Raw genomic sequence first — 12,898 nt, 5'->3', positions numbered from 1 at the left:
CGCAGCAGATCATGCCCCCGCTCCGCTGCGCAGCGCCCAGGACATGATCCGCGCGCCCTCACCCTGGCGCCCCGTGGCGCGGCTCAGGGCCTCTTCAATGTCCCGTGTGGCCTCGGCTTCCGTGAGCCGCCCGTGCCTCACGAGCCCCGCCAGCCCGGCGGCAGCGCCCACCGCCGCAGCGTGCCGACGGCCTTCGGGGGCCGTGATGATCCGCCGGGCCGCCTCGCGCCGCTGCATCTCGGCCAGGGCATCCCCTACACGTCCCTTGGGGAGCAGTCTCGGCTCGGGACGGGGCCTCGGCGCCAGAAGAGCTTCCGGCGGCGGGGGCTGGACCCTCTCGTGCCCGCCCAAGAGCGCCACGCGGCAGGGCAGGGGGTCGCGCATGCCCTGGAAGACGGGGGCGGCTGTGTAGATCACCTGGGCCGGGTTCAGGGTGGACACGTCGAGCCCGCCTCGCCCCGCCAGCCAGCGCTTGGCCTCCGCGCCGGTCAGGGGGCGGTCCAGCAGGAACCACAGGCGCAGCCTGAGCCCTGGCTTCACGCCATGCCCTGCGGTGGCGTTGACCACGCAAGCGGCCCCGTGAAAGGCCCGTGGCAGGGCGGCCCTGGCAGCCACCCCGCAGGCTTCAAGGTCGCTTGGGTCCAGACCGGCGGGCGCTGGCAGCCCGTCTAGGTCCAGCGCCACCCATGCCCGGCAAGCGTCGCGCAGGGTTGCCGCCTCGCCTGTTCGTGTGTCGGGGTGCAGCAGGCGCCGCACGCCTTCCACGCGGGCAGGATCGGCAATCGCGCCCCGGACAATCGCCCGGCGTGGCTGCCCGCTCAGTCGTTGCAGCAGGGCGGCTAACTTGGGCAGCCCATCCATGACAACTTCGCGCAGGTTAACCGTGCGGGCCTTGTCATAGGCCGTCCATTCGCCGGTTGCGGCATCATAGGTTTTCGCGAGGCGCGGGCCGCGTGTGGTGATGACGGTCAGCCCAAGCGGATTGTCTGCGGCCTCATCCATCGCCGCGTTCCGCGATTTCCGCCAACATCAACACATGCGAATGCTCGCCTTCGTCGCCGTCGAGCTTGGGCATGATCATCACGCGCATGCCGCCTAGCCGCCCGGCGAGGTACCCCGCGCCGTCGCGTTCACGCCTCTTGGGGTAGAGATTGCACGCCACAATCGGCGGCTTCATCTGCGGCTGCTTTGGTGGCCTGTTATGGCCCTTGCCATAAGACATGCTGGCGCTCCCTCTTGCGCCACGCCTGAGCATTGCACTCCGTCCGGAACGGCCCTATCTCTTTCGAGCCAGAGAATACCTATCGAACACCGATCCGGAACGGCCGCGCTTTGCCAGAGCGTGGCCGTTTCTCTTTAGGCGGCTTGCTGGCTCTGGTTGGCGTGTGAATGCCCGCCTCGGATGGCTGGCGCGGCGGCCAGAACGGCGCGTGCATGCGCGATCAGGTCAGCCGTCGCGAAGACCAGCTTTCCATTCACCCGACGCCCGGCGAGCGGCCAGCGCTCCAACGTCCGGGGCGATACCGGGAAGAAATACCGGGTGACGATATCCGCGCCGCCCCTGCGGTCCACCACCGCCGGAAGGGTGGAAAGGTCCGGTTCAAACGCCTTGGGATATGCTCCCATCTCTGCCTCCGCTTAGGGGCGCTGTGCCCCGCTGGGCTAGAGATTGGCGAGGTTGTTGGTCGGAAAATATCGAGGGTATTCCGACTTTTCCCCAAGGAGTGGTTAGAGGTAGTGCCTGACTATAAATTCGGCGCCGTGCTTCTTGCCGAACGCCACAAACTTCCAGAACGGTTCGCTAAGCCGTGCGTGCGAATTCTTGCCCTCTCCCCTCGCGTCCCTGCGCCACCGGTCCACGAGCGCGGCCGCCTTGTCCCTTCCCCTGCCATCAAACACCGCATCGCCATCCGCCCATTCGGCAACCTGCTTGGCGGCGTCATCTTCCGGCCTGCTGTTTTGCACGAGCAATTCCATGGCAGCGGCGAGCGCAGCCCGCCTTGTGGCCACGGCCCATGACAAAGGGGGGCGTCCAGTCTCCCCCGCCCCCCGCGCCTGCGCGTCCCACATGTTCCAGACAATACGTTCAATCGGCGCCATCAATTCCTCCGCGCGCGCCAGATCACACCCCGCCGCAAGCAGCGCAGCCCTGGCCATGTCCCTGGCCGCGCTAAGTGCGTTGATCGCCAACAGCCCTCCCTCAGTCGCGCCCGCGACCATCTCAAGCTTGCGCCGCATTTCATCGGCTGCGCCCAGGAGGACGGCAGCATGTTGGGCGCGAGCGCGCGCCTCCGCGTGCTCTCGTACGGTGTCAGCAAGTGCCTCGGGATCAATCCCGTCAGGGAGGAAGATACTCCCCCCGCTGTCGCCGCTCCCGTCGCTCCCGGCGCTCACGCCACAGCCCTCCTATCCATGCCCACAACCTTGCCTGGCTTCGCATCGTCGCCGTTGATGCTCGCGCTTAGAATTTCGCTCCACCGACGCATGGCCACGATCCGTTCCGGCATCCGCCGCGCTTGCTGATAGACGCCAAGCACGCCACCGCGCGTCGCGCTCTGACGGTGGTTCAACAGGGCATCCGCGACTGCTTCGGCAACGCCGTTCTCCGCCAGCGCTGTCACGAATGAGCGTCGAAAGTCATGCCAGCGCCAGCCCGTGAGGCCCGACGCGGCATCCATGGCCTTCTTCATGTCGCTCCATGTCGCAATCGGCTTGCCGGACTTCGGGCTAGGGAACACCAGCCCGTCACTTGGCTCCCCGGCTGCCGCATGCCGCTCGGTCAGCATGTCGAGCGCCAGCGCTGGCAGCGGAACGCAATGCGGGTCGCCGTTCTTCGTCAGGCGACCGGGCATGGTCCAAAGCCCGTCTTTCAGGTTGATATGCGACCATTCGAGGTAAGCCGCCTCGCCGCGACGGCACGGGACAGCGATCATGAGGCGGATCAGGTCGCGTTGGACCGGCTCAAGGCGAAGCTCGGCCTCCGCTCCCGGATTGTCGCAGGCGTCCTGCGCCGCGCGCCATAGCTGCGCCAACTGCTTCGGCGCCAGATGATGCGTCCTGGCTCTCAGCGGGCGTGGCTTCCGGTTCTTGGCAATCGCGAGACACGGATTGAGCGCGATATGCCCTTCTTCCTGGCACCAATCGAGAAAGCGGGAGAGGGCGCCGAAACGGTGGCGGGCGGTTGCCGGGCGCTTGGCCTCCGCGCCCAGGAGAAGCCGGATTTCGCTGGCGCCGAGTTCGGCCACCGGCATCCGCTCGGCCTTCATGGTTGCAACGGCGGCGCGGACTTGCTGTTCCTCCGCCTTCGCCACGGCCGGGGAGAGGGTTCCACTGCCGCGCATCTTGCCCCGCTTCGGCAGCGTGGCCGCGTAGGCATCCATCAGGCGTTCAATCGTGGTCGCCCGCTCCCTGGCAGCCTTGTCCCTGGCGGCCCGGCGCTGGGCTGCCGGGTCCTCTCCCGACTTCACCCCGCTCTTGTGCCGCCCGGCGGCGGTCCTGGCGTCTTCCGGTGACAGGCCCTCGGGGGTGCCGAGGCTGATTTCCCGCATGGCCGGGCGCTTGCCCGTCAGCGGGTCCATGCCGCGCGGGCGGTAGCCGAACATCCAGGCCATACCGTTCGGGTTCACCACCAGGGCCAGCCCCCGGCATGCCTCATCCCGGATCGTCAGCCGCACCCCTGGCTCGCGCCGCTTCCACGCCGCCGAGACCGTCGCCTTGGTGATCTTCACCGGCCCTTCCGAGAGCTTCCGCATCGCCAGCAAACCCCATCTGCCCGGACACTGCCCGGACATTTAGCGCGGAATGTAGCGAATGCAAGCGGACCGCTGCGGAGGCCGAAAGATCAGATATACGGACTAATTCAGAGACTTAGTGTATCTTAGCGGGGGTCTGCGGGGTCTAGCGAAAAGCCCGCTTCGGTGTCTTTTAATCTTGGGGTCCTGGGTTCGAGCCCCAGCGGGCGCACTCCAATTTTTCCCGGCCTGGCCCTGCCTTCAGGCGGCCTCCAGCCGCTGCCCGGTCCCGCCATCGAAGACATGTAGCTCCCTTGGGTCGAGGAGCGCCGTCAGGCTGCTTCCCGCGAAGGGACCGTTCACTCGGACGGTGAGCGGCACGCCATCCGGCAGCCTGCCATGCACCACCGTCTCGGAGCCCAGCGGTTCCACGAGATCGACGGTGAGGGGCAGGGCATCCGGCGCCTCTCCGACCAGCACATGCTCGGGCCGCAGCCCCAGCGTCAGGGGCATTCCCGCCGCACCGGGGCGTGGCCCGTCCGCGAAACGGATCTCCTGCCCCGAAGCCAGTTTCGCGCCAACACCGCCTTCCAGCAGCGTGGCCGGAAGGAAGTTCATCGAGGGGCTGCCGATGAAGCTCGCGACATAGGTGTCGGCCGGCTTCGCCCAGACTTCCATGGGGGAGGCGACCTGCGCCGCGCGGCCCTGGTGCATCACCACCAGCCGGTCGCCCAGGGTCATGGCCTCCACCTGGTCGTGAGTCACGAAGATCGAGGTCACGCCCAGGCGCCGCTGCAACCGCCTGATCTCGGCCCGCATCTGCACGCGCAGCTTGGCGTCGAGGTTGGAGAGCGGCTCGTCGAACAGGAACAGCGCCGGCTCCCGCACGATGGCGCGGCCCATGGCGACGCGCTGGCGCTGGCCGCCGGAAAGCTGGCGCGGGCGCCGGTCCAGCAGAGCGCCCAGGCCCAGGATCTCGGCGGCCTCGCGCACCCGCCGGTCGATCTCCGGGCGCGGCAGGCGGCGGATCTTCAGCCCATAGGCCATGTTCTGCGCCACCGTCATATGCGGGTAGAGCGCGTAGTTCTGGAACACCATGGCAATGTCGCGATCGGCCGGCTCCAGCGGTGTCACGTCGCGCCCGGCGATCAGCACCTTGCCGGATGTCGGCGTCTCCAGCCCCGCGGTGATCCGCAGCAGCGTGGATTTGCCGCAGCCCGAGGCGCCGACCAGCACCACCATCTCGCCATCCGCGACATCGAGCTCGATGCCGTGCAGCACTTGCGTCTTGCCGAAGGACTTGCGGACCTCGTCCAGCTTCAGGGTCGCCAAAGGGCTTACTTCTCCGTCTCGGTCAGGCCGCGCACGAACCAGCGCTGCATCGCCACCACCACCGCGACGGGGGGCAGCAGCGCCAGCACCGCCATGGCCATGATGGTGTTCCACTCGTTCTGGGAATCGCCGTTGCCGATGGTCTTGGAAAGGCCGACCACGATGGTCTCCAGCGACCGGTCGGTCACGATCAGCAGCGGCCAGAGATACTGGTTCCAGCCATAGATGAAGAGGATCACGAAGAGCGCCGCGATCGAGTTGCGCGAGAGCGGCAGCACCACGTCGCGCAGGAAGCGCAGCGGCCCGGCGCCGTCGAGCCGCGCCGCCTCGGCCAGCTCGTCCGGAATGGTCAGGAAGAACTGGCGGAACAGCAGCGTCGCCGTGGCGGAGGCGATCAGCGGCAGGGTGAGCCCGGTCATCGTGTCGGTCAGGCGCAGGTCCACCATGACCTGGAAGGTCGGGATCAGCCGCACCTCGACCGGGAGCATCAGCGTGATGAAGATCAGCCAGAAGCAGGTCATCCGGAAGGGGAAGCGGAAGAACACCACGGCGAAGGCGCTGAGCATGGAGATCGTGATCTTGCCGACCGCGATGATCAGCGCCATCAGCGCGCTGTTCCATAGCATCACCCAGGCGGGCGTGGTGCGCATGCGGCCGCCGCCCTGCGTCCAGGCGGTGACGTAGTTCTCGACCGCGTCCGGCCCCGGCAGCAGCGGCACCTCGCCGCGCCCCAGGGTGGAAGCATCGTGGGTGGAGCCCATCAGCGCGATCCAGATCGGAAAGGCGAAGATGAGGACGCCCAGGATCAGCAGCGCATGGGCCAGCAGCTTCGAACGCGCCTGCCGGTGGCGTGTCGCGGTGGCGGCATCGGCCATCAGTAATGCACCTTGCGGTCGATGAAGCGGAACTGGAAGGCGGTCAGCCCCACCACCATCACCATCAGGATCACGCTCTGGGCCGAGGAGGTGCCGAGGTTCAGGTTCTGCACGCCGTCCATCCAGGCCTTGTAGATCAGCGTCTCCGTCGCCCGGGCGGGGCCGCCCTGGGTCAGCGCATGGATGACGCCGAAGGTCTCGAAGAAGGCATAGGTGAGGTTCACCACCACCAGGAAGAAGATGGTGGGGGAGAGCAGGGGGAAGACCACTGTCCAGAAGCGCCGCACCGGACGGGCGCCGTCGATGGCGGCCGCCTCCAGCACGCTCTGCGGGATGGATTGCAGCCCGGCCAGGAAGAAGATGAAGTTGTAGGCGACCTGCTTCCAGGCCGAGGCGATCACCACCAGCACCATCGCCTGGGTGCCGTTGAGCCGGTAGTCCCAGGCGAGGCCGGCATTGTTGAGCGCGCGGCCGATCAGCCCGATCTGCGGGTGGAACAGGAAGAGCCAGAGCACCGCCGCCACGGCCGGGGCCACGGCATAGGGCCAGATCAGCAGGGTGCGGTAGATGCTGGCGGCGCGGAGCTTCTTGTCCGCCTGCACCGCGAGGAACAGCGCCACCGAAAGGGCCAGGATGGCCACCGAGGAGGAGAAGATCGCCGTGTTCCAGGCGGCGTGGAGCCAGTTCGGGTCGGACAGGACGTCGCGGAAATTCTCCAGCCCGACGAATTCGCTGGAGAGGCCGAAGGCGTCCTCCCGCAGCGTGGACTGGATCACCGCCTGGAGCGCGGGCCAGTAGAAGAAGATCGCCGTGATCGCGAGCTGTGGCAGAAGCAGCAGCAGCGGCAGCGCCGTGCCGCGAAAGGCGACCTTCTCGCTCATCGGTCAGCCTTTGTTGGTGCGCTCGAAGTTGCGAAGGACCTGGTTGCCACGCGTCTGCGCATTGGCCAGGGCCTGGTCGGCGCTCTGGTTGCCCTGCAGCGCCCGCTCCATCTCCTCCTGGATGATGTTGCGGATCTCCGGGAAGCCGCCGAGGCGGATGCCGCGGCTGTTCTCCGTGGTGTTGCCGCCGCCGCGCAGGAGCTGCTCCACCGGCACGTCGGCGCCGGGGTTCTTCTCGTAGAATCCGGATTCCTTCGTCGCCTTGTAGGCGCCCATGGAGACGGGGAGGTAGCCCGTATCCTGGTGCCACTTCGCGGCGATGTCCTGCCGGCCAAGATAGCGGAAGAACTCGGCGATGCCCTGGAGCTCCGCCGCCGAGCGCTGCGCCCGGGGTCCGCCCTGCATCACCCAGAGGCTGGCGCCGCCGATGATGCTGTTGATCGGCGCGCCCTTCACTTCGGGGTAGTAGGGCAGCATCGCCGCGCCCCATTCGAACTTCGCTTCCTTCACGGTGCGGGCCCGCAGGCCGGAGGAGGCCATGACGATCGGACACTCGCCCGACGGGAAGAGCGCATCCGCCGCCGAGTCACGGCCGCCGTAGCGGTAGAGGCCTTCCTTCTGCCACTCCACGAGGTTGCCCAGGTGCTTCACCAGCAGCGGGTTGTGGATGCGAAGCTCGGCATCCAGTCCCTCGAAGCCGTTCGCCCTGGTGGCCAGCGGGATGTTGTGGATGGCGCTCACCTGCTCGATGTTCAGCCAGGTGGGCCAGGAGGTGGTCATGGGCGAGGAGAAGCCCGCCGCCTTCAGCTTGCGCATCGCCTCGGCGACCTCCGGCCATGTTGCCGGGAACTTCGACGGGTCCAGCCCCGCCTTGCGGAAGGCGTCCTTGTTGTAGAAGACGATCGAGGTCGAACTGTTGAAGGGCAGGGACATCAGCCGCCCGTCCGGCAGGCTGTAATAGCCCTTGATGGCGGCGAGGTAGTCCGCGGTCCCGAGATCGACCTTGGTCTGCGAGGCGAGCTCGTGCAGCGGCACGATCGCGCGGCCGGCATTGATCATCGTGCCGGTGCCGACCTCGAACATCTGCACGATATGCGGCGCGGTGCCGGCGCGGAAGGCGGCGATGGCCGCCACCATGGTGTCCGGATAGCTGCCCCGGAAGCTGGCATTGATCCGGAACTTGTCCTGCGACTCGGAGAAGTCGGCGGCGATCTGCTCCAGCATCCCGCCCAGCGGCTGGGTCAGCCCGTGCCAGAACTGGAGTTCGGTGCGGTTGCCGGTGCCCTGTGCCAGGGCGGGACGGCCGAGCAGGCCCAAGGCCAGCGGAGCGGAAGCCAGCGCCAAGGCGCCGGCGGCAACGGAACGACGCCGCATGATCACGTTCTCCCTTTGTGTGAGCGGCCGGTCTTTCGCCGGTGCTTGTTGCGGGCATGCTACAGATAAATGACAGTTCCATGAAGGGCGCATGACGGCTCGATCCGCTGCCGCACCGAAGCCTGTGTCGGCGGTCCCGGGGGCATCGCGGCCCTGCCGGACGCAGAGCGCACTTCCGCCGGAGACACAGCGGGGCTAAGCCGCCGGCGTGCCCGCCGAACTCTCCGTCATCATCCCCTGCTACAACGAGGCCGCCAATGTACGGCCGATGCTGCGCCGCCTGGAGGCCGCGCTGGACGGGATCGCCTGGGAGGCGGTCTATGTGGACGACAACAGCCCGGACGGCACGGCACCGCTGGTGAAGTCCATTGCGGCGGAGGACGCCCGGGTGCGCTGCATCCGCCGCATCGGCCGGCGCGGCCTGGCCTCGGCCTGCGTGGAAGGCATCCTGTCCTCCTCCGCCCCCTATGTGGCGGTCATCGACGGCGACCTGCAACATGACGAGACGCGGCTGCCGCTGATGCTGGCCGCCGTGAAGGGCGGCGAGGCGGAGGTGGCGATCGGTTCCCGCAACGTGGAGGGGGGCGAGAAGGATAGCGGCTTTTCCCCGCTGCGCGCCCGGATCAGCGAGGCCGGGGCACGCATGGCCGGCTCGGTCCTGCCCACCTCGGTGAGCGACCCGATGAGCGGCTTCTTCCTGCTGCCACGGTCTCTGTTCGAGGAGATCGCGCCACGGCTCTCGGCGCGGGGCTTCAAGATCCTGCTCGATCTGCTGCTTTCCGCCGGTCGCCCCCTCCGGGTGAAGGAGGTGCCCTATCGCTTCCGCCCGCGGGAGGCAGGGGAATCCAAGCTCGACGCCACGGTGCTGATGGAATTCCTCGGCCTGCTGCTGGACAAAGCGCTGGGCGGGGCGCTGCCCTGGCGCTTCTTCAGCTTCGCCGCCGTCGGACTGATCGGCATCGCCGTCCACCTACTGGTGCTCTGGGGCGCGGTGGGGATGGGCCATCTCGGCTTCGCCACCTCGCAATGGATCGCCACCTTCGCCGCCATGACGGCCAATTTCCTGTTGAACAACCGCGTGACCTATCGCGACGTGCGGCTGAAGGGGCCGGCCCTCTGGCGGGGGTTGGTGCTCTTCTACTTGGTCTGCGGCATCGGGGCGGCGGCCAATGTCGGCATCGCCCGGCTGCTGGTGCGGGAGGAGACGCTGGGCTGGGGCCTCGCCGGCGCCGCCGGGGCGCTGATCACCGCCGTCTGGAACTATGCCGTCTCCTCGACCCTGGTCTGGCGCGCGCGCTGAGGAAAGGCCGATGATGCAGTCCCTCCGCACGCAATCCCTGCTGACGCCGCTGCTGGCCCTGGCGGCCATCACCCTGGCCCGGCTGATCGCGGCGGCCGCCGTGCCGGTCTCGCCGGACGAGGCCTATTACTGGGTCTGGTCCCGGGCGCTCGCACCCGGCTACTACGACCATCCGCCGATGGTCGCCTTCTGGATCCGGGCGGGAACGCTGCTGCTGGGTGACACGCCGCTCGGCATCCGGCTGCTGGGGCCCGTCGGGCTGCTGCTGGCCTCGCTGGCCCTGGCGCGGGCAGGCAACCTCCTGTTTCCCGACCGGCGCCCCGGGGTGATGGCGGCCTCCCTGTTCAACGCCACGCTGCTGGTGAATGCGGGCGCCGTGCTGATGACGCCGGACACGCCGCAGATCGTCTTCTGGTGCCTGGCCCTCTGGGCGGTCGCCGAGGCCCATGTGCGCGGGGACGGGCGCTGGTGGCTGGCGGTGGGCCTCTTCGCCGGGGCGGCGCTGCTGTCGAAATACACCGCCGCCTTCCTGGGTGTCGGCCTGCTGGTCTGGCTGCTGCTGGACGCGAAGGCGCGGGCCTGGCTGCGCGACTGGCGGCTCTGGGCGGGCGGGGTCCTGGCCATCCTGGTCTTCTCCCCGGTGCTGTTCTGGAACGCCCAGCACGGCTGGGCCTCCTTCGCCAAGCAGGGCGGGCGAGCCGGGCTGCGCGAAGGGGGCTTCACCGTCCGCTACCTGGGCGAGCTGATCGGCGGTCAGGCAGGGCTTGCCACGCCGCTGATCTTCCTGCTCTGCGTGGCTGGCACCGCCATGGTGGCCGGCGCCTGGGTCCGGCGGCGGGACAGCGGTGCCGGGCTGCTCGTGGCGCTCACCGTGCCGGCCGCGCTGGTCTTCTTCTGGCAGGCCACGGGCAGCCGGGTCCAGGGCAACTGGCCGGCCATCCTCTACCCCTCCGCCTGCCTGGCCGCGGCCTGCCTCGCCGGGTTCTGGCAGCGGCTGGTCCGCCCGGCCCTGGCGATCGGCGTCCTGCTTTCCGGGCTGGTGCTGATCCAGGCCGCCTATGCGCCGTTCCATCTGCCACGCCGCACCGACCCCACCCTGGCCCGGCTCGGTGGCTGGGACCGCTTCGCCGCCGCGGTGGAACAGGCCCGGGTCGCCGAGGGGGCGGATTTCGTCGCCTCGGAGGAATACGGGCTGGCGAGCCAGCTCGCGCTGCGTCTGCCGCCCGGCGTGCCGGTGGTGGCGATCGGGGATCGCTGGGACCTCTTCTCCCTGCCGGGAGGGCCGGTGACGGGCAAGGGGCTGCTGATCCGCAGCACGCGCCGCGGCGACGGGCCGCCGCTCTGGCCCGGGGCAAGGGAACTGCCTGGACTGATCGCCCGCGCGCGGAGCGGGGTGGAGGCGGATCTGTATCGCCTCTACGCCGTTACGCCCGCACCGGAGGCATCCACGGCCCTGCTGCCACGCGCCCGCTGACGGCGGGCGCCGTGAGGCGGCCCGGTCATCATTCGGCCACGGCCCTTGACGTTCCGCCCCTGCATGCGGAGATGAGACGGGTCGCAGGAGGCTTTCCGATGCTCGTCCGCACCCGCCGTGGCTGGGAACTTCCCGAAAGCGCCGCGACGCCCGAGGCCCTGGTGGTCGGGCGCCGCAAGGGGCTCGGGCTCATCGGCGGCGGCCTGACCGCCGGGCTGGGCCTGCTGCGAAACGCCCCGGCCTCCGCGCAGGGCGCCGCCGCGCCGGGTGATCCGCGCTTCGATCCGGGCCGGGCCACGACGCCGGAACGCAACGCGACGACCTACAACAACTACTACGAGTTCGGGGATTCCAAGGACGTCGTCTCGGCGGCCCGGAAGCTGAAGATGAGTCCCTGGAGCATCCGCTTCGAGGGCATGGTCGCCCAGCCGCGCGAGATCGGGCTGGAGGACCTGCTGAAGCAGGTGCGGATGGAGGAGCGCGTGCTGCGGCACCGCTGCGTCGAGACCTGGGCCATGACGGTGCCCTGGACGGGCTTTCCCCTGTCCGAATTCGTCCGCCTCGCCCAGCCAAGCTCCGGGGCGAAGTATCTCGTCCTGGAAACGGCGCAGCAGCCGGACGTCATGCCGGGCCTGCGACAGATCTGGTATTCCTGGCCCTATATCGAAGGCTGCACCCTGGCCGAGGCGCAGAACGAGTTGGGCTTCGTCGCCACCGGCATGTACGGCAAGCCACTGCCGCCGCAGAATGGCGGGCCGATCCGGGTGCTCTTCCCCTGGAAGTACGGCTTCAAGTCCGGCAAGTCGGTGGTCAAGGTCACCTTCACCGACAAGCGCCCCGTCTCCTTCTGGGAACAGCTCCAGAGCAGCGAGTACGGCTTCTGGGCCAATGTGAACCCGGCGGTGCCGCATCCGCGCTGGTCCCAGGCCACGGAACGCCTGCTGGGCAACAACGAGCGCGTGCCAACGCGGATCTTCAACGGCTATGGCGAGTTCGTGGCCGATCTCTACAAGGGGCTGGAGGGCGAGCGGCTCTATACCTGAGCCCCCCGCCACTCACCCCGGCGTGGTGAAGCGCCACTCGCCGGGCGGCCGCTGCGCCAGTTGCCGCGCATCGTCGTTGCCGGGCTCCCAGGCCAGAGCCTGGGGCTGGGTCTCCAGATCGGCGGCGCGGCGGGTGAAGACGGGCCGCAGTGCCCCCTGCGCCGCGGAACCCGCCGGGGGCCGCAGCGTGAAGCCGGCCGTGAAGCCCGGACGGGGCAGGCTCACCGCGCGCACCGAAAGGTCGCGGATGCCATAGCCACCTTCGGCGAGCAGCGTGCCGAGGCGCCGTCCCTGCGAGGTTCCGGAGGCGGGTTCCAGGAAATCCAGGCTCCTCGGGTCGCGCAGCCGCGCCCTTCCGGCGGGGCCGCCCCGATCCTCATCCTCCTGCAGCCAGTTCAACGCATAGGCCAGGGCACCGAGCTGGAAGACATCCGGCCCGATCTGGAAGCGCCCGTCCGGCTGCAGGTGCCAGCCGACCTCCTTGTCATGCGACAGGACCAGCGTGACCAGCACCGGCGCGCCCAGGAAGCCGACCGTCCCGGTATGGTCGGGCCACCCGGTTTCCGCCCGGAAGCCCAGGGCGCGGAAGCCGCGCACCATCCCGCCGAGCGATGCCACGACCTCCTCCGCGCTGCGGCCATCGGCGGCGCGCCAGGAGGCGCGCACCTTCTCCACCAGGGCACGCTTCTCCGGGGTCAGGCTGGACTTGCCGTCGGCATCCAGCGAGGGCAGCACCGGCAGGGGCTTGGGCGCGGGAGCCGCCTCCCGGCGGGGCGCGGCGAGGGCGGCGGAGCCGGGCAGGAGGAGGCCGGCGAGAGGCAGGAACTGACGGCGGTTCATGGGCCCGGTTTCCCCATCGGTTTGCCGGTATTCTAACGCCCGGGCCGC

Annotated in this window: 13 protein-coding genes; 3 read left to right on the top strand and 10 right to left on the bottom strand. The window is 69.0% G+C overall.

The window, feature by feature from the left end; translation table 11 throughout:
* Positions 1–9: 9 nt before the first annotated feature.
* The 9 genes from RGI145_RS08670 to ugpB all read right to left on the bottom strand — a co-directional run bounded on the left by RGI145_RS08670 (position 10) and on the right by ugpB (position 8,193).
* Complete coding sequence (locus RGI145_RS08670; protein ID WP_075798039.1) at positions 10–1,002, bottom strand: hypothetical protein; 993 nt, start codon at positions 1,000–1,002, stop codon at positions 10–12.
* Complete coding sequence (locus tag RGI145_RS24990) at positions 995–1,222, bottom strand: hypothetical protein (protein ID WP_156878479.1); 228 nt, start codon at positions 1,220–1,222, stop codon at positions 995–997. Before RGI145_RS24990 ends, RGI145_RS08670 begins: the two co-directional genes overlap by 8 nt.
* A 134-nt stretch (positions 1,223–1,356) precedes the next feature.
* Positions 1,357–1,626, bottom strand: coding sequence for a hypothetical protein (locus RGI145_RS08665; protein ID WP_075798038.1), 270 nt, complete (start codon positions 1,624–1,626; stop codon positions 1,357–1,359).
* A 102-nt stretch (positions 1,627–1,728) separates the two neighbouring features.
* Positions 1,729–2,394, bottom strand: a complete 666-nt coding sequence (locus RGI145_RS08660) for a hypothetical protein (protein WP_075798037.1) — start codon at positions 2,392–2,394, stop codon at positions 1,729–1,731.
* A complete protein-coding gene (locus RGI145_RS08655; protein WP_167668255.1) occupies positions 2,391–3,728 on the bottom strand; it encodes a tyrosine-type recombinase/integrase in 1,338 nt (445 codons plus the stop codon). The genes RGI145_RS08660 and RGI145_RS08655 overlap by 4 nt, the downstream gene beginning before the upstream one ends.
* A 264-nt stretch (positions 3,729–3,992) precedes the next feature.
* Positions 3,993–5,063, bottom strand: coding sequence for a sn-glycerol-3-phosphate ABC transporter ATP-binding protein UgpC (gene ugpC / locus RGI145_RS08650; protein WP_075798035.1), 1,071 nt, complete (start codon positions 5,061–5,063; stop codon positions 3,993–3,995).
* A 5-nt stretch (positions 5,064–5,068) separates the two neighbouring features.
* A complete protein-coding gene (gene ugpE / locus RGI145_RS08645) occupies positions 5,069–5,938 on the bottom strand; it encodes a sn-glycerol-3-phosphate ABC transporter permease UgpE (RefSeq protein ID WP_027281012.1) in 870 nt (289 codons plus the stop codon).
* Positions 5,938–6,819 (bottom strand): sn-glycerol-3-phosphate ABC transporter permease UgpA, encoded by an 882-nt coding sequence (gene ugpA / locus RGI145_RS08640; protein WP_075798034.1) that lies wholly within the window; start codon positions 6,817–6,819, stop codon positions 5,938–5,940. Before ugpA ends, ugpE begins: the two co-directional genes overlap by 1 nt.
* Before the next feature lie 3 nt (positions 6,820–6,822).
* The gene (gene ugpB / locus RGI145_RS08635; protein WP_156878478.1) at positions 6,823–8,193 is read right to left on the bottom strand and encodes a sn-glycerol-3-phosphate ABC transporter substrate-binding protein UgpB; all 1,371 of its coding nucleotides are present in this window, start codon (positions 8,191–8,193) and stop codon (positions 6,823–6,825) included.
* A gap of 208 nt (positions 8,194–8,401) precedes the next feature.
* Here ugpB and RGI145_RS08630 point away from each other — a divergent pair, with 208 nt between their 5' ends.
* From RGI145_RS08630 to msrP, 3 genes are all read left to right on the top strand, one after another.
* Complete coding sequence (locus RGI145_RS08630; protein ID WP_075798033.1) at positions 8,402–9,493, top strand: glycosyltransferase; 1,092 nt, start codon at positions 8,402–8,404, stop codon at positions 9,491–9,493.
* Positions 9,494–9,503: 10 nt separating this feature from the next.
* Positions 9,504–10,967 (top strand): glycosyltransferase family 39 protein, encoded by a 1,464-nt coding sequence (locus RGI145_RS08625; RefSeq protein WP_075798032.1) that lies wholly within the window; start codon positions 9,504–9,506, stop codon positions 10,965–10,967.
* Positions 10,968–11,065: 98 nt separating this feature from the next.
* Entirely contained in the window at positions 11,066–12,010 is a 945-nt protein-coding gene (gene msrP, locus RGI145_RS08620; RefSeq protein WP_075798031.1) for a protein-methionine-sulfoxide reductase catalytic subunit MsrP, read from the top strand.
* A gap of 12 nt (positions 12,011–12,022) precedes the next feature.
* On the opposite strand, the gene RGI145_RS08615 is transcribed toward msrP, so the two are convergent.
* Entirely contained in the window at positions 12,023–12,850 is an 828-nt protein-coding gene (locus RGI145_RS08615; RefSeq protein ID WP_075798030.1) for a hypothetical protein, read from the bottom strand.
* Positions 12,851–12,898 lie beyond the last annotated feature (48 nt).

This window comes from Roseomonas gilardii, from assembly GCF_001941945.1.
GTDB lineage: Bacteria > Pseudomonadota > Alphaproteobacteria > Acetobacterales > Acetobacteraceae > Roseomonas.
The sequence above is the reverse complement of the archived record's forward strand: the minus strand, read 5'-3'. Positions and strand labels throughout refer to the sequence as shown.